This window comes from Pelomonas lactea, assembly GCF_043555885.1.
Classification (GTDB): domain Bacteria; phylum Pseudomonadota; class Gammaproteobacteria; order Burkholderiales; family Burkholderiaceae_C; genus Pelomonas; species Pelomonas lactea.
In genome coordinates this window covers 217473-239314 of the sequence record NZ_JBIGHX010000002.1, presented here as the reverse complement: position 1 = coordinate 239314, position 21842 = coordinate 217473, and the positions used below count along the sequence as shown (strand labels likewise).

Below are 21842 nucleotides of genomic sequence, written 5' to 3'. Positions count from 1 at the left end.
TCACTCGGCGGCGGGCGCCGGCGCTGCAGCGCCCTCCCCGCCTCCGGCGGGTTTGCGGCGGCGACGGCGGCGCTTCTTGGCCGGCGCGTCGGCGGCGATGTCGGCATCGTCACCGGCCGCGGCGTCAGCCGGCGCTTCGGCCGAGGCGGCCGGGCGCGGCGCCCGCACGGCGCGGGGTGCCTTCTGCTGCGCGGCACGGGCGTCGGCCAGCAAGGCCTCGCGCTCGTCGTCGCTGCCCAACGCGAAGTCTTCCCACCAATCGGCCAGCGCCGGATCGATCTCGCCGGCATCGGCACGCAGGCGCAGGAAGTCGAAGCCGGCACGGTAACGCGGCTGCTCGATGAGGCTGAACACGCCCGAGCCGGTGCGGCGCTCGAAGCGGGTCTGCATCATCCAGATCTCGCGCATGTCGGCGGCGAGCTTGCCACGGCCGGAGATGTCGCCGATGCGGGCATCGAAGACGGCGTCGATGGCCTGCGCCAGCGCCGGCACGGGCGGCTCGCCGCTGCTGCGGATCTTGTTCCAGCGGTCCAGCACCTCGTGCCACAGCATGCAGGCCAGCATGAAGCTGGGGCTGACGCCGCGGCCTTCCTTGACGCGGCGGTCGGTGTCCTCGAACGCCTGCGTGACGAACTTGCCGCGGATGCCGTCGGGCATGTCGCCGGTGTCGGTCAGCATGGCGTCCAGCACGGCGAACACGCCGCGGCCGAGGCCCAGCTTCTTCAGCTGCGCGATGCTGGCCAGCGAGTGGCCGGTCTGCAGCAGCTTGATCATCTCGTCGAACAGCCGCGACGCCGGCACGTTGGCCAGCAGCGCCGACGAGGCCTTCACTGGCGCGAGCGTCTTGGGCTCCAGCGCGAAGCCCAGCTTGGCCGCGAAGCGCACGGCGCGGATGATGCGGACGGGGTCCTCGCGGTAGCGCGTCTCGGGGTCGCCAATCATGCGCAGCAGCTTGGCCTTGGCGTCGGCCAGGCCGCCGTGGTAGTCGACGACGAGGCGGCGCACCGGGTCGTAGTACATCGCGTTGACGGTGAAGTCACGGCGCGCGGCATCCTCGACCTGCGGGCCCCAGACGTTGTCACGCAGCACGCGGCCACTGGCGTCCACGGCGTGGGACTTGCCTTCGAGCTCGCTCTTGGACGTCTTCTCGTTGCCTGACACGGCACCCGCGGCGTCGGACTCGGTGGGCAGCGCGCGGAACGTCGACACCTCGATGACCTCGTGCTCGCGGCCGCGGCCGTAGACGACGTGGACGATGCGGAAGCGCCGGCCGATGATGAAGGCACGGCGAAACAGCCCCTTGACCTGTTCGGGCGTCGCGTTGGTGGCGACGTCGAAGTCCTTGGGGCGCACGCCCAGCAGCAGGTCACGCACGGCGCCGCCGACGATGTAGGCCTCGAAGCCGGCATCCGTCAGCGTCTTGACGACCTTGACGGCGCGCTCGTCGAGCAGCTCGGGGTCGATGCCATGGACATCGGCGGCGATCTCCACCCGCTTGCCCAGCGGGCTGGCCTTCTTGGTGGGCGCGGCAGGCTTGCCGAGCAGCTTGTCGATGAACTTCTTGATCATGCGAAGAGTTGCAGCTGGGGCCAGCCGCGCGCGTTGGCGATGTTGGCGAGCGAGGGGCTGGGATTGGTCGCCACCGGGTGGCTGACGCGTTCGAGTAGCGGGAGGTCGTTGGTCGAGTCGCTGTAGAACGTCACGCGCTCAAAACCCTGCCATTGTGCCCCCAGGCCTTGCAGCCAGGATGCCACGCGCTCGATCTTGCCCTCGCGGAAGCTGGGCACGCCGCGGATGGCGCCGGTGTAGCGGCCGGCGTCGTCGCGCTGCAGCTGCACGGCGATCAGGTGCTCGATGCCGAAGGCCTCGGCGAACGGCGCGGTGACGAACTCGTTGGTGGCGGTGACCAGCGCGATCAGGTCGCCGGCGGCGCGGTGGCGCTCCACCAGCGCGATGGCCTCGGGCCGCAGCGCCGGCTTGCCGATCTCGGCCATGAAGCGCTCGCGCATCGCCAGCGCCTCGTCCAGCGGCCGGTGGCGCCAGGCCGACGTGGCGAACTCGACGTAGGCCGGCAAGTCCAGCGTGCCGGCGTTGTACTGCGCGAAGAACTCGTCGTTGCGCCGCCCCCAGGCCTCGCCATCCACCCAACCCACCTCCACCATGAAGGCGCCGAACGAGTGGTCGGAATCCACCGGGATCAGCGTCCCGTCCAGGTCAAACAGCGTGAGATTCATAAAATGGGGTCAGAGTCTGTTTTCTTGTCGCCGGCCTTGCCGTCGGTCTCGTCGGCCAGCATGGCCTTCAGCAGCGGCAGCGTCAGGGCCCGCTTGGCAGAGAGCGCGAACTCGTCCAGCCGCTCCAGCAGCGCCATCAGGCCCTTGAGGTTGCGCTCGAAGCGGGTCAGCAGGTAGCTCAGCACGTCATCACCCAGCAGCAGGCCGCGGCGGTCGGCCTCGCGGCGCAGCACGGCGCGCATCTCGGCCTCGCGCAGCGGCGACAGCTGGAAGCCGGGCCCCCAGCCAAGTCGGGTGCGCAGGTCCTCACGCACGGCCAGGTCGACGGCCGGCGCGTCGGCCGTGGCGACAACGGTGTAGCCCTGCCCGGCCGACTGCACGAACAGCGCGAACGCGGCGTGCTGCTGGCCGGCGTCAAAGCGCTGGCAGTCGTCCAGCAGCAACAGGCTCTCGTGGGCCGGAAGCTCCCAAGGCAAGGGTGTGTCGGCGTCGTACCAGGCGACACGCTGGCCGGCCGCCTGCCAGCGCTCGGCCAGCGCCTGCAGCAGGTGCGTCTTGCCGGCGCCGGTGGGCCCCCACAGCAGCACGGGCGGATCGCCCGGCATCAGGCCCATCAGGTAGGCCAGCGCCTCGGCATTGGCGCCGGTCAGGAAATTGTCGAAGCTGTGCGCGGGCGGCGCGAACAGCGTGAGCGGGATCTGCCTCATCAAACGAAGGTGCGGACTGGCTGGGATTCAGCGGCAGGGGTAGGCAAGCGGGCGCGGATTGTCACTGAAGCGGCGGGGAGCGCTGGGCGAGCAGCTCGGCCAGGCGGGCCTGCAGCGCCGGCGCGTCGGCCGCGTCGGCGCACTGGGCGAGGTAGAAGGCCAGGTCGTCCGCCGCGGCGGCGTGGGCGCCCAGCGCGTCGAGCACCAGGCCGCGGTCGCGCCGCTCGGCCGCATCGCCCGGCAGCAGCACGACCAGGCGCTGCTGCACCGCCAGCAGCCGCGGCCAATCGCGCGCCGCGCGGTGCACCTCCTTCAGGTTGCGCAGCATGCGGGCCAGGATCTGCCGCGGCGTCGCCGCGCGCAGGAAGAACTCCAGCGGCAGCTCCATGTCGTCGGGCAGGCCGCTGCCCTGGCGGTAGACGGCCAGCCGCTCGTCCAGCCGGGTCGGCGACAAGGCCTCGCCGGTGAACGGATCCAGCACCACCTCGCCCACGCCGACGCGGCACTTGACGAGGAAATGCCCTGGGAACGCCACGCCCGCCATGCGCAGCCCGGCCTGCTCGCCCAGCTCCAGCAGCAGCACGGCCAGCGTGATGGGGATGCCGCGGCGCGTCTGCAGCACGCGGTGGACGAAGCTGTTGTCGGCTGCGTAGTAGTTGTTCAGGTTGCCGGCGAAGCCCAGCTCGCCGTGGAAGAAGCGCGTCAGCTGGCGCAGCCGCTCGGGCGGCGGCGTCTCGGGCGCCAGACGCTCGCGCAGGCGGCGCGCCAGGCCGTCCACGTCGGCCAGCACGGCCTGCACGTCCAGCTGCGGATGCTCGTCCTGCGCCAGGCAGACCGCCGCCTCCAGCAGGTTCAGGCCGGCGTCCTGCGCCACCAGCGAGGCGAAGTACTCCAGCGGCGTCGGCGCGGCGTAGCGCATCAGCCAGGCCGCCCCAGCGCGCGCGGCCGCAGGCCCACCACCAGCAGCACGGCGAAATACACCAGCGCGCTGCCGGCCAGGCTGGCGGCCATGACCAGCCCACGCTGCAACTCGTGCGCACCCAGACCGATCCAGTCCACCCGCGTGGCCAGTTGCCACTGCAACAGCCCCATGGCCGCGCAGCCCAGCACGACGCGCGCTGCGAACGCGAACCAGCCCGGCTCGGGCCGGTAGCTGCCCAGCTTCTTCAGCCCCCACAGCAGCCAGCTGGCGTTGACCAGTGCGCCCAGGCCGATGGACAGCGCCAGCCCGGCCACGCCGATCCACGGCACGAACACCAGGTTGAAACACTGCGTCAGCACCAGCACGGCGATGGCGATCTTGGCCGGCGTGCCGGTGTCCTGGCGCGCGTAGAAGCCCGGCGCCAGCACCTTGACGGCAATCAGACCCATCAGGCCCACGCCCCAGCCCATCACCGACTGTGCCGTGTGCATCACGTCCGACGCGAGGAACTTGCCGCGGTGATACAGCACCGCCGTCAGCGGCTCGGCAAACACCAGCAGCGCCACGGCGCAAGGCAGTGCCAGCAGCATCACCATGCGCAGCCCCCAGTCCAGCAGCCGGCTGTAGCGCTCGTTCTCGCCGGACGCCTGCGCGGCGGACAGCTGCGGCGTCAGCACCGCGGCCAGCGCCACGCCCAACAGGCCGATGGGGAACTCCATCAGCCGGTCGGCGTAGTTCAACCAGGACGTTGCCCCGGGGCCAAGATGGCTGGAGATCTGCGTGTTGATCATCAGCGACAGCTGCGACACGCCCACGCCCAGCAGCGCCGGCCCCATCTGTCTGAGCACCCGCCCCACGCCCGGATGGGCCCACGACTCGCGCAGCCCGCGCAGGCTCAACCGCATGCGTGGCATGGCCCCGATGGCGCGCAGCGCGGGCCACTGCACCAGCAGCTGCAGCACGCCGCCCAGCATGACGCCGAAGGCCATCGCGTAGATGCCCGGGTAGCCGGCGCGCTGCAACGGCCCGGCCAGCGCCCAGCCTACGGCGATGACGCTCAGGTTCAGCAGCACCGGCGTTGCGGCGGGCACGACGAAGCGACGCCAGGTGTTCAGGATGCCGGCCGACAGCGCCACCAGCGACATGCAGCCGATGTAGGGGAACATGAAGCGGGTCATGGCCACCGACGCGTCGAAGGCCTCGTCCGGCAGGCCTGAGCCCAGCAGCCAGACCAGCACGGGCGCCGCCGCGACGCCGAACACGGATGTCGCCACCAGCGCCCACAGCAGCACGGTGGCCACCGCGTCGATCAGGCGGTGCGTGGCGGCCTCGCCCTCGGTGGCCTTGGTGGCCGCCAGCAGCGGCACGAAGGCCTGCGAGAACGCGCCTTCGGCAAACAGCCGCCGCAGCAGGTTGGGGATGCGGAACGCGACGAGGAACGCGTCCGTCATCGCCGTGGCGCCGAACAGGCCAGCCACCATGGTTTCCCGGACCAGCCCGGTGATGCGCGACGCCAGGGTCAGCAGAGAGATGGTCGACGCGGCGCGCAGCAGATTCATGGCGGCGGATTATCTGTGTCGCCATCGGCGCCGCTTTTGAAACTCCGCGCTGACACTTGGCTTAAACAATGATTTCAGGCTATACTCGCTGTCTTTGCACCAACTGGGTATAGATACAGCATGGCAACCAGCTCCAAAGCCAAGAAGAAGACGGTTCGCCTGGCATCGGGCCGCAAGCGCGCCCGCCAGGACGTCAAGCTCAACGCCGCGAACACCGCGCTGCGCTCCAAATTCCGCACGGTCATCAAGAACGTGCAAAAGGCCGTGACGGCCGGCGACAAGTCCAAGGCCGCCGACCTGTTCAAGACCGCCCAGGCCGTCATCGACTCCGTCGCCGACAAGGGCATCTTCCACAAGAACAAGGCTGCTCGCCACAAGAGCCGCCTGTCCGCCAAGATCAAGGCGCTCGCCGCCTGATAACCAATCCAGCTCTGGTGCAAGCAAAAGGCCCGCTCTAGCGGGCCTTTTGCATTTCCGGTTCACGGACCAGGATTTCAGCACGGGCCAAGCGCAGGGCCGCCCCAAGCCGGCCCGCGGGCGATGTTGGCCGGGTCGCCGTCCGCTCGGGGGACCGACCAGGCACGCCGGCGTTCAGCGCGGCGAGACTGGGCGAGGGGTCAACCGTCTAGTGCCACTCCCCCGGGCTCACCCCCTGGATGCTGCGATCCCGCATCCACTCCGCCACGGCGCGAGCCACCCATTGCGGGTCGTCCAGCGGCAGGTCGTGCCCGGCTTTGGTGTGCAGGCGCAGCGGCGCCCCCCAGGCCCGGCTGATGGCCTGTGAGCAGCGCCAGTCCACCAGCTCGTCAGCCTTGCTGCACAGCAACAGCATGGGCGCGGCGGGCCGGGTGCGGCTGGCGCGATAGCGCACGCTGGCCAGCAACTGCCGCGCCGTGTTGCGCACGCCCAGCGGATGCTGGCGCTGCAGTTCCAGCCAGCGTTCAATGACGGCCTGGGTCGGCGTCAACCGCGTCGTCAGGCTGAGCACGCGCTCCTCGCGCAGGCGGGCGCTGAAGCGGCTCAGCGAGAGCAGCGCCAGACCCAGATAGTTCAGCGGCCGCGGCTTGCGGAACAACTCGCTGAACGGCCGCAGACTGGCGTTGATGAGCACACCGGCCTCAATCTCCGCCGGGTAGCGGTTGGCCCAGTCGCTCAGCACCGCCCCGCCCAGCGACATGCCGACGACGCACACCGGCCCGGCGACCCCGCGGCGGCGCAGCTCGGCACGGCAGGCCTCGACGATGGCCGAGACCTGGGTGGGGCTGGACAGGCGCCGCAGCGTCCCGGTGCCCGGCAGGTCCAGCGAAATGACCTGCGCTCCCGGCTGCAGCGAGCGCAGCTCGCTCAGCAAGTGCTGCGGAAACACGCCCCAGTGGCCGCTCTCGCGCGACATCCCGCGCAGCAGCACCCACACGCCGACCGGTACCGGCGCGACCGACCCGCGTAGCGTGGGGGACGCGGCGGGCGTGGCGACATCGGCGGCGCTGAGGTTCATCGGCATGTGTCTAAACGTATCCCGGCGAGGATAACGGCCGACCGACCCGTCGCGGCCTGGGAATGTCGCTAACCCGCCCCGGGACAGGGGGTCAGGCGCCCGGCTTGCCGTCGGGCAGCAGGCAAGCGTCGGCGACCTGCAGGTTGTTGTCACGTGCGAAGTTCATGACGAAGTCCCAGGCCATGGGTTCGAGGCGCCGCAGCTCCTCGTTCACGATGACGCACTTCACGCCGTTGATGACGGTAGGCACGCAATAGGGCGAGTACCCGATGTGGGCACCGATGCCCATGCGGGCGCCGCCGGGGCGGAAGCTGGACATCGCGCCGGCCAGCCGTTCGGCCCAGTCGCTCGGGCGGAAGGTGCGTCCATCCAATGTCACACCCTGGATGAATACTTCGCGCGGCGGTTGGGCAACGGTCATGGAAATCGGTCGGCTTCGCGGGTCAGCGGACCCCCGCTGCCAAAGACCGCTATTGTGCCTCGGACGACGGCGATCTGTTGCGCCGCAGCAAACCGCTTCGCATCGACTCTAGAATCAAAAGTCCACTTTTCCTCAACCCAATCGGAGACCCGATGAACGCTGTCCCCCTCCCGTCCGACGCCCACGTGATGCCGACCTACGGCCGCCTGCCAGTTGCGCTTTCGCACGGCCAAGGCAGCTGGGTCTGGGACACGGCAGGCCGACGATTGCTGGACGGGCTGGCGGGCATCGCCGTCAACACGCTGGGCCACAACCACCCGCGTCTGGTCGCTGCGCTGCAGGACCAGGTGACCAAGCTGATCCACACCAGCAATTACTACCGCATCCCGCTGCAGGAACAGCTGGCCGACAAACTCGTCGAGCTTTCGGGCCTGGCCAACGTGTTCTTCTGCAACAGCGGGCTGGAGGCCAACGAGGCGGCGCTGAAGATCGCCCGCAAGTTTGGCCACGACCGCGGCGTCGAGTCGCCTGAAGTCATCGTCTTCGAGGGCGCTTTCCACGGCCGTTCCATCGCGACGCTGTCGGCCACCGCCAACCCCAAGATCCAGGCCGGCTTCGGCCCGCTGGTGCCGGGCTTTGTGCGCGTGAAGCTCAACGACATCGCCGCCGTCGAGGCCGCCATCGCGGCTCACCCCGGTGTCACGGCCATCTTCCTGGAGACCATCCAGGGCGAAGGCGGCATCAACCCGGCGCGCATCGAGTTCCTGCAGGCGCTGCGCCGCGTGTGCGACCAGCACGACCTGCTGCTGATGCTGGACGAGGTGCAGTGCGGCGTGGGCCGCACCGGCAAGTGGTTCGCCCACCAGTGGGCAGGCATCCAGCCGGACGTCATGCCGCTGGCCAAGGGCCTGGGCTCGGGCGTGCCCATCGGCGCCGTTGTCTGCGGCCCGCGCGCGGCCGGCGTGCTGAAGGCAGGCAATCACGGCACCACGTTCGGCGGCAATCCGCTGGCCATGCGTGCCGGCGTTGAGACGCTGAAGATCATGGACGAGGACGGCCTGCTGGCGAACGCCGAGGCCGTGGGCGCCACGCTGCGCAAAGCGCTGGCCGAGGGGCTGGCCGGCGAGGCCGGCGTCATCGAGATCCGCGGCCAGGGGCTGATGCTGGGCATCGAGCTGGACCGCCCCTGCGGCGTGCTGCTGACCCGCGCACTGGAGGCCGGCCTGCTCATCAGCGTGACGGCCGACCGCGTCGTGCGCCTGCTGCCGCCGCTCATCCTCACGCACGACGAAGCCCACCAGATCGCAGCACTGCTGGTGCCGCTGATCAAGGCCTTGCTGGCCGAGCCCAAGCCATGAAGCCGGGGGATACGCTGATGCGCCACTACCTCCAGTTCAAGGACCTGCGGGCCGAGGAATACGCCCACTTGTTCGACCGCGCCGGCATCATCAAGCGCCGTTTCAAGAACTACGAGAAGTACCAGCCGCTGCAGGACCGCACGCTGGCCATGATCTTCGAGAAGGCCAGCACGCGCACGCGCGTCAGCTTCGAGGCGGGCATGTACCAGATGGGTGGCTCGGTCGTGCACCTGACGACCGGCGACAGCCAGCTGGGCCGCGCCGAGCCGGTGGAGGACTCGGCGCGCGTCATCAGCCGCATGGTCGACATCGTCATGATCCGCACCTTCGAGCAGAGCAAGATCGAGCGCTTCGCGGCGCACTCGCGCGTGCCGGTCATCAACGGGCTGACCAACGAGTACCACCCCTGCCAGATCCTGGCCGACCTGTTCACGTTCATCGAGGCGCGCGGCATGGACCGCCGCGGCAGCATCGACATGGACTGCCTGAAGGGCCGCGTCGTGACCTGGGTGGGCGACGGCAACAACATGGCCAACACCTGGCTGCAGGCGGCGGAGATCCTGGGCTTCACGGTGCATGTCAGCACGCCGAGTGGCTACGAGATCGACCCGGCCGTGGCGGGCATCAAGGATGCCAGCTGCTACAAGGTCTTCAAGGACCCGCGCGAGGCCTGCGTCGGCGCCGACCTGGTGACGACCGACGTCTGGACCAGCATGGGCTATGAAGCCGAGAACGAGGCCCGCAAGGCCGCGTTCGCCGACTGGTGCGTGGACCGCGACATGATGTCCCGCGCCAAGCCGGACGCGCTCTTCATGCACTGCCTGCCGGCGCACCGCGGCGAGGAGGTGGCGGCGGACGTCATCGACGGGCCGCAGTCGGTCGTCTGGGATGAGGCCGAGAACCGCATGCACGTGCAGAAGGCGCTGATGGAGTACCTGCTGCTGGGCCGCATCGGCTGACACGCCTGCGCCCTTCCCCACATCAAGCCGGCAGCCGCCGGCTTTTTCTTTGCCCCCGCATCCGCGGGGGAGGCGCGGGCGCACGCTGATCCGGCGTCATCGGCGTGTCTTGGGGCACTGCGAGATTGCGCGCAGATCCGTGCATCACCGCGCACGGCGACAGCCAGCAACGAAGCAGGAGCGCGCATGAAGGGCAACAGCCATCCCAAGAACGACCGGTCGCTGAACGCGTCGGGCAACGAGTCCATCCTGGACGTCATCGACCGCGTCGACGCCGGCCGCCGCAACTTCGTGCGCGGTGGCGTCAGCGCCGGTGCGCTGGCCGCCGCGGGCGGCCTGTCGCTGGGCGGCCTGGTGCAGACCGTGCAGGCGGCCGGCGCATCCACGCTGTCGCAGCCCATCGCCTTTGCCAACGTGCCCGCCAACACGCGCGCGCTGAACGTGAGCCTGGGCGGCAGCGCCTCGGCCGTCGTCGACAAGATCACCGTGCCCACGGGCTACACCGCCAAGCTGCTGGTCGCCTGGGGCGACCCCATCATGCCCGGCGGCACCGCGTTCAAGGGCGATGCCAGCGAGACGGCGGCCCAGCAGGCCAAGCAGTACGGCATGCACACCGACGGCATGCACTTCTTCCCGCTGCAGGGCGCCGGCGGCGTGGCGCTGAGCGACCGTGGCGTGCTGTGCGCGAACAACGAGTACACGCACGAGGACCTGCTGTTCCCCGACGGCCAGGCCGCCGGCTACAGCATCGCCAAGACGCGCAAGTCGCAGGCCGCACACGGCGTGTCGGTGTGCGAGCTGCGCCGCGTCAACGGCAGCTGGCAGGTGGCCAAGAACTCGCCCTACGGCCGGCGCATCACCGCCAACACGCCATGCCGGGTCAGCGGCCCGGCCGCCGGCCATGCGCTGCTGAAGAGCAAGGTCTACCAGATCACCGACGCCGGCAGCATCGCCACTGGCGCCATCAGCGACGGCACCACCGCCGTCGGCACCATCAACAACTGCGCCAACGGCACCACGCCCTGGGGCACCTACCTGACCTGCGAAGAGAACTTCAACGGCAACTTCGGCAGCACCAGCGCCGTGCCCGCCCCCGCATCCGGCGAGACCGGCAAGCTGTTCAACCGCTACGGCCTGGTGGCCGCCGGCTTCGGCTACCGCTGGCACGAGACCGACCCGCGCTTCGACCTGAACGCCAACCCGAACGAGTCCAACCTGTTCGGCTGGGTTGTCGAGATCGACCCCGCCAACCCGGCGGCCGCGCCCATCAAGCGCACGGCGCTGGGCCGCTTCAAGCACGAGAGCGCGCAGCATGTGGTGGACGCGCAGAACCGTGTTGCCTTCTACATGGGTGACGACGAGCGCAACGAGTACATCTACAAGTTCGTCTGCGCGGGCACCTTCAACCCCGCCAACCGTGCCGCCAACCGCGACCTGCTGGACAGCGGCACGCTGTACGTCGCGAAGTTCGCCGCCGACCTGACCGGCCAGTGGATCGCGCTGCTGCCCGGCACCATTGGCGTGAACGGCGTGGCGCTGCGTGACAACCCGAACTTCGCCGGCGCGAACGATGCCGAGGTGCTGGCCAAGATCCTCATCAAGGCCCGCATGGCCGGCGACGCCGTGGGCGCCACGATGATGGACCGCCCCGAGTGGACCGGCGCGCGCCCGCGCATCAATGGCTACAGCGACATCGAGATCTACTGCACGCTGACCAACAACAACCGCCGCGGCAGCAGCGCCACGCCCAGCGCCAACGCCGCCGACGGCTCCACCACGGCCGGCTCCGCCCGCCCCGCGGTGGATGCGGCCAACCCGCGCGCCAACAACCTGTACGGCCACATCCTGCGCTGGCGCGAGGACGGCAAGACCGTCACCGCCACCACGTTCACCTGGGACCTCTTTGCGCAGGCCGGCGACACCGCCACCAGCAAGACGCCCAAGGCCCAGTACGAGGGTGCCATCAACGACAGCCCCAACGGCAGCGCCGACTACGGCGCGCCGGACGGCCTGTGGTTCGACCCGTTCGGCCGCCTGTGGGTGCAGACCGACCAGATCGGCGACGGCAGCGGCGACTTCATCAACATCGGCGGCAACATGATGGTCTGCGCCGACCCGGCCACCGGCGAGACGCGCCGCTTCCTGACCGGCCCGAACAAGTGCGAGATCACCGGCATCACGATGACGCCGGACGGCCGCACGCTGTTCGTCGGTGTGCAGCACCCGGGCGAGGACGCGCCCTTCACCAACCCCACGCAGTTCTCCAACTGGCCGCAGAACCAGTGGAGCGTCGAGGCCGATGGCACCACGCCGCTGCCCGCCGGCCGCCCGCGCTCGGCCGTGGTCGTCATCACCAAGGACGACGGCGGCGTCATCGGCACCTGAGCCCCCTCCGATCCCACAACGACAAGGACACTCCATGAAACAGCATCTGATCGCCGCCGCCGTGCTGGCCGCCGCCGCGCTGCCCTCGCACGCCGCGCTCATCAACGCGCCCGCCGCCGTGGGCAGCGCGCTGACCGTCGTCGACTTCGAGGCCTTCGACGGCCTGCTGACCAGCGGCCCCGTGACGCTGTCCCCCGGCATCGTGTTCACCGGCGACAGCCGCGCCGAGCTGGGTGCCGCGTCGCGCGACCTGGGCGACAACGGCCTGTGGACCGTCGTCGGCAACGCCGACCGCAGCGGCCACTTCGCCGCGGGCGGCGTCGCGGGCGAACTGCGCTTCACGTTCACCGGCGCGCTGACGAGCGGCGCGGGCGCCTACGTGAGCCTGTACACCAACGCCGTCCTGCCCTTCCCGCTGACGCTGGAAGTCTCGGCCTACGGCCAGAACAACCAGATCATCGAGACGCACAACATCACGTTCAATGCCGCTTCGGGCAGCTTCGGCTACGACGAGGGCCTGTTCGTGGGCATCACGCGCGGCCAGGCCGACATCCGCTCCATCTCGTTCAAGGGCGTGGGCGTGGTGGCCGACAACCTGACCGTCTCGGCCGTGCCCGAGCCGCAGGGCTATGCGCTGATGCTGGCCGGCCTGGGCGCGCTGGGCCTGCTGGCGCGCCGCCGCCTCGGCTGATCCGGTTTCCACTCTCCCCGACGCCCCACGCCCGTGGGGCGTTTTCGTTGGTGCCGGTGCTGGGAACAAGAAGGCTCGTTGCGCACCAACTGGTGATCCCGGTCGCAAGCCCCTGCGAAGACTCGGTTGTGCCGGGACGCGGGGACGCGCAATTGCTTCGTGTCCCCCGGGCCGCTGCGCGGCCCTCCTCCTTTACCTGCGCAATTGCGCGTCCTCACATCCCGGCTTTTCCACCCTTTGGCTTTCGCAGCGCTAAACAGTTGCAACGCAAAGCAGGAGGCTGGGCCGGCCTGCTGCGAAGGTAAAGGAGGAGGCCGCGCAGCGGCCGGGGGACTGAGCCCGGACACAAACAGTCCTGAGGACTGTTTGAGCCTGGCGAAGGATCGGGCCTCTGGCCCGAGCAACGAAGCAGCAGGCCGGCCCAGCCTCCTGCGCTCAACCTCTGGCGCATGCTGCATCAAGAGACAACACGCAAAGCGCCCACAAAAAAGCCGGCTGCAAGCAGCCGGCTTTTTCACGGAGCGCGGTCGCTCAGGCGCGGCGGCGGCGGGCCATCAGCAGCGCGCCACCGGCCAGCAGCAGCGCGATGCTGCTGGGTTCCGGCACGGCGGCGATGTTGTCCAGCGCGGCGACGCCGTTCAGGCCGGTCAGGTCGAAAGACTGGGCCGAGCCGGCGAAGCTCAGCACCGCCTGCTTCCACGTCGAGTAGTCGCCCGTGGCCGACAGCGTGACGCTGCCCAGCAGCGTGCCGGTGCCGTTCAGGCCGGAGTAGGCGTTGATGACGGCCGCGTCGGTGCCTGCGTAATGGAAGCTCAGGCCGCCGGTGACGCCCGCAGCGACGTTCATGTAGGCGGCCGTGTTGACGACGCCGTCCAGCTGCACGAAGGCCACGCCCAGCGGCGACGGCGCGTTGGTGAAGTAGCTGAAGTCGACGTCGTTGGACAGGCCCAGCACGTTCGTGAAGCTCACGCCTTCGTAGGTGTTGGCAACTTCCTCGCCGTAAGACCAGTTCTTTTCGAAGTCCACGGACAGCGGGGCGGCAGCGAAGGCCGGGGAGGCGAGGCCGAGGGCCAGGGCGAGAGCGGCGAGCTTCATCAAAAACTCCAGGGATTGTGAGGTTGGGGCGGCCAAGGGAACCGCTGCGTTTGAGTCGGGCCGGAGTGTGGGGACGCAAGACGACAGCCGCGTGACGCAATGAAGGCAGCGGGCCGCCACCGCTGCCGCTTCACATCGCTGTCATCGCGCACTGCGATGGTCGCGAGCCCCACCTGCCCCCACGCCACCATGGATCGCCCCCCCCTGCTCCGCCGCCACCTGCTCATCGCGCTGGGCGCCGTCAGCCTGGCCCGCCCGGCGCGGGCCTGCGAATTCTTCAGCGAGCACCTGCGCATCTGGCACCCCTGGGCGCGGGCGACGCGCGTTGACGCCGATACCGCCAGGCTGTGCATGCGCTTCGACGAGGTGCGCCGCACCGACCGGCTGGTGGGCCTGGAGACCCCCGTGGCTGCGGGGGCGCGGCTGGCCGGGCCAGGCGCGCCGGAGCGGGCAAAAGACCTCTCCCTGCTGATCCGCGAAGGCAGCGAGCTGACGCTGACCGAGGACGGCCTGCACATCGAACTGCTGGACCTGCAGCAGCCGCTGCAGGTGGGCCGCAGCTTTCCGCTGCGCCTGCTGTTCGAGCACGCGCCGCCCGTGGAGGCGCTGCTCAACGTCGACTACGCGGCGCTGCGCTGACCCCTGCCGGGCGGCTCGCAAGCCGTCGCCATCCCGTCACGCCGAGGTCATCGCGGCTACCTAGCATCCGCCCCGTTTTTGGCCCTCCCCACCTCCTCTGGAGCCTCCATGTCTCACCTTTTCAGCAAGAGCCAGATCGCCCTGGCCGCCTTCGCCGCGCTGGGCAGCGCGGCGGTCATCGCGCCCAACCTCGCCACCGCCGCCGGCAAGACGCCCGGCAAGTACGTGTCCGGCGACTTCCACAACCACACCACCTGCTCGGACGGCGCCATCTCGATGCAGAAGCTGGTGAAGAAGGTCACCGACAAGACCACCGACTCGCCCTGGGGCCTGGACTGGTTCGTGCAGGCCGGCCACGGCGGCAACGGCAACCGCAACTGCACGCTGGTCGAAGACGCCTCGCTGTCCACGCCCGCCTACCCGTTCGTCGAGGGCAAGGGCCCGACGACGACCTGGGCCAACAGCATCGGCGCCGCCGCCATCAAGGGCAACAACACCGGCGGCACGACGATGTGGCGCTGGCAGTCGCTGCAGGAGTTCCAGTACCCGGTCGTGGAGTACCTCGCGGCGCAGAAGAACCTGCCGCTGTTCGTGGGCCTGGAGTCCGTCGTGGCGGGCCACGAGCACAGCTCGATGTCCGTCATCACGGGCCAGATGCCCACGTCGCTGGACAACGCCACGCTGCCCAACACGCCCGGCTACACGGCGCTGGGCAACGCCAACGCGCTGTCGCAGTGGTCGTACTGCTTCGACCGCGGCGACACCGACACCAGCCGCGGCAACGTGGCCGGCTCGAACACCGGCAACAACTGGAACTGCGCCGTGACGGGCAGCGCCAACGCGGCCGACCCGAGCTGGAACGCCGCCGCCCAGAAGCTCATGCCCACCGGCAGCGGCGTCGGTTCCGGCATCGGCACCAAGGGCCACCTGAAGACGCTGGAAGCGCTCAAGTGGATGAAGGAACTGCACGCCACCGGCAGCTACTACGTGCCCGCCCACCTGGAGCGCGCCGGCCCGTTCAACCCCGACGGCAACAACGGCTTCAACATCGAGCACCTGCGCAACTTCAACAACACCGCGCCGGACATCGCCTTCGGCTTCGAGACCCAGCCGGGCCACGGCGCCTCCGCCGAGCGTGGCGAGTACCGCCAGCTGCGCAACGGCTTCGCCGGCTCGCCCACCAACGTCGACTCCGTCGGTGGCACGACCTACGGTGGCACGGGCATCTACGGCGCCCAGGTCGGCGGCGTGTGGGACGCGCTGCTGGGCGAAGGCCGCAACTGGTGGTTCTTCGCCAGCTCCGACTGGCACAACCGCGGCAGCTTCGGCCCGGATGACCGCCGCTCCACGCAGGACTTCTACCCCGGCGAATACCAGCGCACCCACGTGCTGGTGCGCAACGGCAGCGACAAGATCCGCCCGCAGGCCATCGTCGACGGCCTGCGCAGCGGCAACGCCTGGGCTGCCAGCGGCCAGCTGATCGACCGCTTCGCCATCGTCGCCTGCGCGTCCTACGCCGGCGTCGGCGCGCGCAGCAACGCGTCCGTCGAAGCCCTGGCCGTGGCCGCCGCGGCCAATGCCACCGACGTGGACGCCGCCAACTGCGCCACGATGGGCCAGAAGCTCAAGGTGCGCCCGGGTGCCGAGATCGTCGTCAGCATCGCGCTGCGCGACCCCGCCGGCAACAACTTCGCGCCGTACAGCTTCCCGAACCCGTCGCTGGCGCAGATCGGCGTCAACCAGCCCATCAACCAGCCGGTGCTGGACCACGTGGACCTGATCCGCGGCATGGTCAGCGGCTACCGCGCGCCGGGCAGCGCCGACTACGCCGGCGAATGGCCGCGCAACAACAACTGGCTGAAGGCCGACGGCAGCACGGCCGGCCTGGACGCCGTGCCCGCCGCCGCCAAGAACACGACGGCCGCCATCATCCGCAGCTTCAGCGCCGCCGGCGCCAACCCGTGGGTGCAGGTGCAGTCGGGCGTGGACGGCAGCGGCTTCCTGAAGATGACCTACCGCATCCCTGCGGTCCAGGCCTCGCAGTACGTGCGCGTGCGCGGCAGCAACCTGCCCGCTGCCCTGCCCTACGAGACCGACGCCAGCGGCAACCCGCTGTCCGACATCTTCACGAACGCCACCGTCACGTCCAACCTGCGCATCCCCTGCACGACGGTCGGCACCAACGTGCCCGCCAACGGCGCGGCCTGGGCCAGCGGCACCATCGACGGCTGCCCCAACCACCTGCCCGTCGTGAACGGCAAGAAGATGGTGGCCTACGACGTGGCCGCCTGGTCGGACCTGTGGTTCTACAGCAACCCGATCTACATCGAGGTGAGCGGCTCCACGCTGGTGGCCGGCGTCAAGTAAGCCGCACCGTCGCACGCTGTCGCTGACGGCGTGACGACAACGGGGCGCCCCGCCGTCGGCCGATGGCGGGGCGCCCTTTTCCGTTTGTCGTCGTCCTGTCGCACTGTGTCACTAGCATGACCCGCAGCCCCTCTTCTGCCGTCATGTCTGCCCAGCTCCCCCTCACCCAGGACCGCCCCGCCGCCACCGCTACACGCCTGCCCGGCTGGCTGCGCGAACCGCTGCTGCACTTCCTCGCCATCGGCGCGCTGCTGTTCGCCGTCGACCACGCGCTGAACCGCGGCGCGGGCGACGCGAACACCATCGTCGTCAGCGCCGACGTGACGGCCGAGGCCGTGCAGACCTTCAAGGCCGCCCGCGGCCGCGAGCCCGACGCACAGGAACTGAAGGCCCTGCAGCAGATCTGGCTGGACAACGAGGTGCTGTACCGCGAAGGCATCGCGCTGCAGCTGGACAAGGGCGACAGCGCCATCCGCGAGCGCGTCATCTTCAAGGCACTCAGCATGGTGGACAGCGGCGTCAAGCCGCCCGCCATCGACGACGCCGGCCTGCGCGCCTGGTTCGAGGCGCGCCGCGCTCGCTATGACGAGCCGCCCCGCTTCGACTTCCAGGAAGCCGTGCTGGACGGCCCTGCCGACGAGGCCGCCGTGCGCACCTTCGTCGCCGCACTGAACGCCGGCACGCCGGGCGATGCCAAGGCCGGCCTGCGCCTGTTCAAGGGCCGCCCGCACGGCAACCTCGTGCAGAGTTATGGCGACGCCTTCGCCAAGGCGCTGGAAGCGGCCACGCCCGGCACCTGGCTGGCGCTGCAGGGCAAGGACGGCTGGCGCGCCGTGCGGCTGGAGTCCGCCACCGCCGCCCGGCCGGCGCAGTTCGAGGCGCTGCGTCCCGTCGTCATGCAGGACTGGACCGACGCGACGATGGCCGAGCAGCGCAGCGCCGCCGTCGCCATGCTGGCCCGCAAGTACAACGTCAAGGTCGAGGCTCCCGCCAAATGAAGCGCCTGCTGACCTGGTGGCGGGCCGCGCTGCTGCTCGCGATCGTGGCCATCGCCGCGCCGGCGCGGGCGCACGAGATGAGCATGGCCGAGATGCAGGTGCGCGAGGTGGCGCCCGGCGAGTTCATGTGGCAGTGGGGCGCCAGCGAGAAATACCACCCGTCGCAGGTGCTTCGCGTGACCTGGCCCGAGGGCTGCGAGGCCGACGCGACGCGGCTGCGCTGCAGCGGCCCGGGCCTGGCCGGCCGGCTGGCCATCAGCGGCGTCGGCGAGTCCTTTTCAGCCGCCCTCGTCAAGGTGCACTGGCGCGACGGCCAGGTGCGCGTCTACACGCTGACCAAGGCACAGCCCAGCGTGCAGCTGTACGGCGCCGCCGACGACCCGCGCGGCATGGGCGAGATCGCCAGCGCCTACGCGCTGCTGGGCGTGGAGCACATCCTCGGCGGCATCGACCACCTGCTGTTCGTCATCGGGCTGCTGTTCCTCGTCGGCTTCCGCCGTCACCTCGTCTGGACGATCACAGCCTTCACCGCCGCGCACAGCCTGACGCTGGCCAGCAGCGCCCTCGGGCTGCTGACGCTGCCGTCCGCGCCGGTGGAGGCCAGCATCGCGCTGTCCATCGTGCTGGTGGCGGTGGAGGCGCTGAACCGGCGCGACACGCTGGCGCGCCGCTGGCCGGCGCTGGTGGCCTTCCTGTTCGGCCTGGTGCACGGGCTGGGCTTCGCCGGCGCGCTGAAGGAGATCGGCCTGCCCGAGAACCATCTGTTCGTCGCGCTGCTGACGTTCAACGTCGGCGTGGAGCTGGGCCAGCTGATGACGGTGGCGCTGTGCTGGGGCCTGTGGCGCATCAGCGCGCGCTGGCCGGCCGTGCAGCGCGCGCGCACGGCGCTGCTGTACGGCATCGGCGGCGTGGCGGCGTACTGGTCGTGGCTGCGAGTGGCGGCGGTGCTGTCATGACCGACGAGGTCATCGGGCTGTTCCCCATTCCCGTGCAGCGCTCGCCCGGCGTGCTGCCGCCGCCGCTGGTCAACGCGCTGGTGGACCACTTCACGACCCGCGCGCTGCAGCCCAACAACAGCTCCGACGCGCTGTCGCACACCCGCATGCTGCAGCCGTCCGACAGCCCGCTGCTGGTGCAGGCCGCGGCCCTCATCACGCCGCGCATCGCCGAGTTCGGCCGCCACCTGTTCGGCGAGGCGCTGGGCTGGGCCATCAAGGAAATGTGGGTCAACGTGCTGGACACCGGCGGCCGCCAGGCGATGCACAACCATGCCAACAGCTTCGCGTCCGGCGTGGTCTACCTGACCGAGACGCACGACTCGGCGCGCACCGTGTTCATGAAGTCACCCGGCGGGCATGACTTTGCGCTGAAGAACGACCACGCGGGCGTGGCCACCGGCCCGTACAACGCCGAGAAGTGGGTCAGCCCCGCGCCGAGCCCGGGCGACCTGATGCTGTTCCCGAGCTACCTGATGCACGCCGTGCCGCCCAACGCCGGCAGGCGGCGCATCAGCCTGGCCTTCAACGCGATCCCGACGCGGCTGGAAAGCTGGGGCTACACGCTGAGCTTCTCCGCTTGAAGGCCATCGCGCTGCTGCTGATGGCCGCGTCCGGCTTTGCCGGGCTGGGTTACCAGATCGTCTGGACGCAGCAGTTGGGCCTCGTGCTGGGGCATGAATCGGCCGCCGTGCTGGCCGTCATCGCCGCCTTCTTCGGCGGGCTGTCACTGGGCGCGCTGGCGCTGGGCCGGCGCATCGAGGCCAGCGCCCGGCCGCTGCGCTGGTATGCCGGCTGCGAGGCGCTGATCGGCCTGTGGGGCGCCGTGCTGATGGCGGCCATGCCCGCGGCCAGCCACGCCGCGCTGGCGCTCATCGGCCCCGAGGCGTCGTCCGCCTGGCACTGGAGCGTGGCGTTCGGCGCCAGCTTCGTGCTGCTGCTGCCGGCCACCGCGGCGATGGGCGCCACGCTGCCGGCCATGGCGCGCCTGGCCACGGCCGGCGTGGCGCCGCTGTACGCGGCCAACACGCTGGGCGCCGTCATCGGCGTGCTGGCGACGGCGTTCTGGCTGATCCCGGACTGGGGCCTCACGCGCACCGCCGGGCTGTGCGTGGCGCTGAACCTCGGCTGCGCGCTGCTGGCCGGCACCGCGCTACGGGCCGGGCCGGCCGCGGCACTGCTGCCGAGAACGTCCACACGCCCGCTGTGGCTGCTGGCCGCCACCGGCCTGCTGGGCATCGCCTACGAGGTGCTGGCCGTGCGCGTGCTCAGCCAGGTGGCCGAGGACACGGTCTACACCTTCGCGCTGCTACTGGCCGTGTACCTCGCTGGCAGCGCCGGCGGCGCCGCGGCCTTCGCACGCTGGCCGGCGCTGCGCCACACGCCGCGGCTGCTGCAGGCGCTGGCCGTCAGCACGCTGCTGGGCATGGCCTCGCTGTGGGGCGCCGAGGCGCTGAAGCAGGCGCTGAACCCCGGGACGCTGGACGGCGCGCTGGCCACCGAGGCCTTGCTGGCCGCCGCCGTGTTCGCGCTGCCCACGGCGCTCATGGGCGCCCTCTTCTGCCAGCTCAGTGCCGACGCCGCGGCCGCCGGCCAGCCGTTCAGCCGTGCGCTGGGTGTCAACACGCTCGGCGCGATGCTCGCCGCACCGACCTTCGGCGTCGTGCTGGCACCGGCGCTGGGGCCCAAGCTGGCGCTGCTGCTCGTCGCGGCCGGCTACCTGCTGCTGATGCCCGCGTGGCGCAGCCCGGCCTGGTGGCTGCCCGCGGGCGCCACGGCCGCGGTGGCCGCGCTGGCGCCGCCGCTGGCCTTCATCGACCTGCCCGACGGCGGCCGTGTGCTCAGCTACCGCGACGGCGCGATGGCCGCCGTCAGCGTCGTCGAGGACGACGCCGGCGTCGCGCGGCTGCGCATCAACAACCGCCAGCAGGAAGGCAGCAGCGCCACGCTGCATGTGGACGGCCGCCAGGCGCTGCTGCCGCTGTTGCTGCATGGCGACGCGAAGCGGGCCTTGTTCCTTGGCGTGGGCTCCGGCGTCACGTCGGGCGTGGCCGCGCGCATGCCCGGCCTGCAGGTGGACGCCGTGGAGCTGCTGCCCGAGGTCATCGCGGCGTCGGCGCTCTTCCGGCCCGCGCTGGCGCTGCTCGGCGAAGGCCCCACGCCGCACCTCATCGCGGCCGACGCCCGCCGCTTCGTGCGCACCGCGCCGCAGCGCTACGACGTCGTCGTGTCCGACAACTTCCACCCCGCCCGCAGCGGCTCCGGCGCGCTCTACACGGTGGAGCACTTCCAGGCCGTGCGCGACCGCCTCGCGCCGCAAGGCCTGTTCTGCCAGTGGCTGCCGCTGCACCAGCTGGACATCGCCACGCTGCGCAGCATCACCGCCGCCTTCCTGCAGGCCTTTCCCGACGGCGCCGCGCTGCTGACCAGCAACAGCCTGGACACGCCCACCGTCGGCCTCGTCGGCCGCGCTGGCGGCACGCGATTCGCGCCCGGCACCGCCCGGCCGGCTATGGCCGCGGCCTTCGGCCTTGCCGACGAGTTCGCCGTGCTGGGCAGCCTCATCGCCGACAGCGCCTCGCTGCACCGCCTGGCCGGCGACGCGCCGCCCAACACCGACGACCGCCCCTGGGTGGCCTACCGCGCACCGCGCATCACCTACGCGCCCGACGCCGCGCCCCGCGACCGGCTGCTGGCGCTGCTGGGCCAGGTCAGCCTCGACGCCAGCACGCTGCTGGCGACACCCGAACTCGCCCCGCGCCTGAACGCCTACGCGCAGGCGCGCCGCGGCTACCTGGAGCTGGGCCGGCGCACCGTGCCCAGCGCCGACCCGGCCGTCATGCTGGCCCGCGTGGGGCCCCCGCTGCTGGCCGTGCTGCGCCAGAGCCCCGACTTCCAGCCCGCCGCCGAGCCGCTGCGCCGGCTGGCGCAAGCCCTGGCCCCGCGCGACCCGGCCGCGGCCCGCGCGCTGCTGGACACGCTGGCGCGCATCCGCCCCGATCTGGCAAGCCTCTGAA

Annotated in this window: 19 protein-coding genes; 11 read left to right on the top strand and 8 right to left on the bottom strand. The window is 70.7% G+C overall.

Annotated elements, in window-relative coordinates:
- The 5 genes from pcnB to murJ form a co-directional block, all read right to left on the bottom strand.
- Entirely contained in the window at positions 1 to 1569 is a 1569-nt protein-coding gene (pcnB, locus tag ACG04Q_RS05405) for a polynucleotide adenylyltransferase PcnB (RefSeq protein WP_394509853.1), read from the bottom strand.
- Positions 1566 to 2234: a histidinol-phosphatase gene (locus ACG04Q_RS05400; protein WP_394509851.1), complete on the bottom strand. Its 669-nt coding sequence runs from the start codon at positions 2232 to 2234 to the stop codon at positions 1566 to 1568. Before ACG04Q_RS05400 ends, pcnB begins: the two co-directional genes overlap by 4 nt.
- On the bottom strand, positions 2231 to 2941 hold the full coding sequence (locus ACG04Q_RS05395; protein WP_394509850.1) for an HdaA/DnaA family protein: 711 nt from the start codon (positions 2939 to 2941) through the stop codon (positions 2231 to 2233). Before ACG04Q_RS05395 ends, ACG04Q_RS05400 begins: the two co-directional genes overlap by 4 nt.
- Positions 2942 to 3002: 61 nt before the next feature.
- Positions 3003 to 3860 carry a SirB1 family protein gene (locus ACG04Q_RS05390; protein WP_394509849.1) on the bottom strand — a complete coding sequence of 286 codons (858 nt, stop codon included), beginning with the start codon at positions 3858 to 3860 and terminating at the stop codon, positions 3003 to 3005.
- Positions 3860 to 5422, bottom strand: coding sequence for a murein biosynthesis integral membrane protein MurJ (gene murJ / locus ACG04Q_RS05385; protein ID WP_394509848.1), 1563 nt, complete (start codon positions 5420 to 5422; stop codon positions 3860 to 3862). The genes ACG04Q_RS05390 and murJ overlap by 1 nt, the downstream gene beginning before the upstream one ends.
- 120 nt (positions 5423 to 5542) lie before the next feature.
- Between murJ and rpsT the strand changes: the two genes are divergently transcribed.
- The gene (rpsT, locus tag ACG04Q_RS05380) at positions 5543 to 5839 is read left to right on the top strand and encodes a 30S ribosomal protein S20 (protein ID WP_268152380.1); all 297 of its coding nucleotides are present in this window, start codon (positions 5543 to 5545) and stop codon (positions 5837 to 5839) included.
- 208 nt (positions 5840 to 6047) lie between these two features.
- Here rpsT and ACG04Q_RS05375 read toward each other — a convergent pair whose 3' ends face one another.
- Together ACG04Q_RS05375 and ACG04Q_RS05370 are read right to left on the bottom strand one after the other, a co-directional pair.
- Positions 6048 to 6917: an alpha/beta fold hydrolase gene (locus ACG04Q_RS05375; protein ID WP_394509847.1), complete on the bottom strand. Its 870-nt coding sequence runs from the start codon at positions 6915 to 6917 to the stop codon at positions 6048 to 6050.
- A gap of 91 nt (positions 6918 to 7008) precedes the next feature.
- Positions 7009 to 7338, bottom strand: coding sequence for a DUF3579 domain-containing protein (locus ACG04Q_RS05370; protein WP_394509846.1), 330 nt, complete (start codon positions 7336 to 7338; stop codon positions 7009 to 7011).
- 152 nt (positions 7339 to 7490) lie between these two features.
- On the opposite strand from ACG04Q_RS05370, the gene ACG04Q_RS05365 reads away from it, so the two are divergent.
- The 4 genes from ACG04Q_RS05365 (at position 7491) to ACG04Q_RS05350 (ending at position 12731) form a co-directional block, all read left to right on the top strand.
- The gene (locus tag ACG04Q_RS05365) at positions 7491 to 8696 is read left to right on the top strand and encodes an aspartate aminotransferase family protein (protein WP_394509845.1); all 1206 of its coding nucleotides are present in this window, start codon (positions 7491 to 7493) and stop codon (positions 8694 to 8696) included.
- The gene (gene argF / locus ACG04Q_RS05360) at positions 8693 to 9655 is read left to right on the top strand and encodes an ornithine carbamoyltransferase (protein WP_394509844.1); all 963 of its coding nucleotides are present in this window, start codon (positions 8693 to 8695) and stop codon (positions 9653 to 9655) included. Before ACG04Q_RS05365 ends, argF begins: the two co-directional genes overlap by 4 nt.
- Positions 9656 to 9841: 186 nt before the next feature.
- A complete protein-coding gene (locus ACG04Q_RS05355) occupies positions 9842 to 12040 on the top strand; it encodes a PhoX family protein (protein WP_394509843.1) in 2199 nt (732 codons plus the stop codon).
- A gap of 34 nt (positions 12041 to 12074) precedes the next feature.
- A complete protein-coding gene (locus tag ACG04Q_RS05350; RefSeq protein ID WP_394509841.1) occupies positions 12075 to 12731 on the top strand; it encodes a PEP-CTERM sorting domain-containing protein in 657 nt (218 codons plus the stop codon).
- 531 nt (positions 12732 to 13262) lie between these two features.
- Here ACG04Q_RS05350 and ACG04Q_RS05345 read toward each other — a convergent pair.
- A complete protein-coding gene (locus ACG04Q_RS05345; RefSeq protein ID WP_394509840.1) occupies positions 13263 to 13826 on the bottom strand; it encodes a PEP-CTERM sorting domain-containing protein in 564 nt (187 codons plus the stop codon).
- Between the two features lie 189 nt (positions 13827 to 14015).
- Here ACG04Q_RS05345 and ACG04Q_RS05340 point away from each other — a divergent pair, with 189 nt between their 5' ends.
- The 6 genes from ACG04Q_RS05340 to ACG04Q_RS05315 all read left to right on the top strand — a co-directional run bounded on the left by ACG04Q_RS05340 (position 14016) and on the right by ACG04Q_RS05315 (position 21841).
- Positions 14016 to 14465 (top strand): copper chaperone PCu(A)C, encoded by a 450-nt coding sequence (locus ACG04Q_RS05340; protein ID WP_394509839.1) that lies wholly within the window; start codon positions 14016 to 14018, stop codon positions 14463 to 14465.
- A gap of 108 nt (positions 14466 to 14573) precedes the next feature.
- On the top strand, positions 14574 to 16832 hold the full coding sequence (locus ACG04Q_RS05335) for a hypothetical protein (RefSeq protein ID WP_394509838.1): 2259 nt from the start codon (positions 14574 to 14576) through the stop codon (positions 16830 to 16832).
- 143 nt (positions 16833 to 16975) lie between these two features.
- Entirely contained in the window at positions 16976 to 17830 is an 855-nt protein-coding gene (locus tag ACG04Q_RS05330; protein WP_394509837.1) for a peptidyl-prolyl cis-trans isomerase, read from the top strand.
- The gene (locus ACG04Q_RS05325; protein ID WP_394509836.1) at positions 17827 to 18786 is read left to right on the top strand and encodes a HupE/UreJ family protein; all 960 of its coding nucleotides are present in this window, start codon (positions 17827 to 17829) and stop codon (positions 18784 to 18786) included. The genes ACG04Q_RS05330 and ACG04Q_RS05325 overlap by 4 nt, the downstream gene beginning before the upstream one ends.
- The gene (locus ACG04Q_RS05320; protein ID WP_394509835.1) at positions 18783 to 19409 is read left to right on the top strand and encodes a TIGR02466 family protein; all 627 of its coding nucleotides are present in this window, start codon (positions 18783 to 18785) and stop codon (positions 19407 to 19409) included. The genes ACG04Q_RS05325 and ACG04Q_RS05320 overlap by 4 nt, the downstream gene beginning before the upstream one ends.
- Positions 19406 to 21841, top strand: a complete 2436-nt coding sequence (locus ACG04Q_RS05315) for a spermine/spermidine synthase domain-containing protein (RefSeq protein ID WP_394509834.1) — start codon at positions 19406 to 19408, stop codon at positions 21839 to 21841. Before ACG04Q_RS05320 ends, ACG04Q_RS05315 begins: the two co-directional genes overlap by 4 nt.
- Position 21842: the final 1 nt, after the last annotated feature.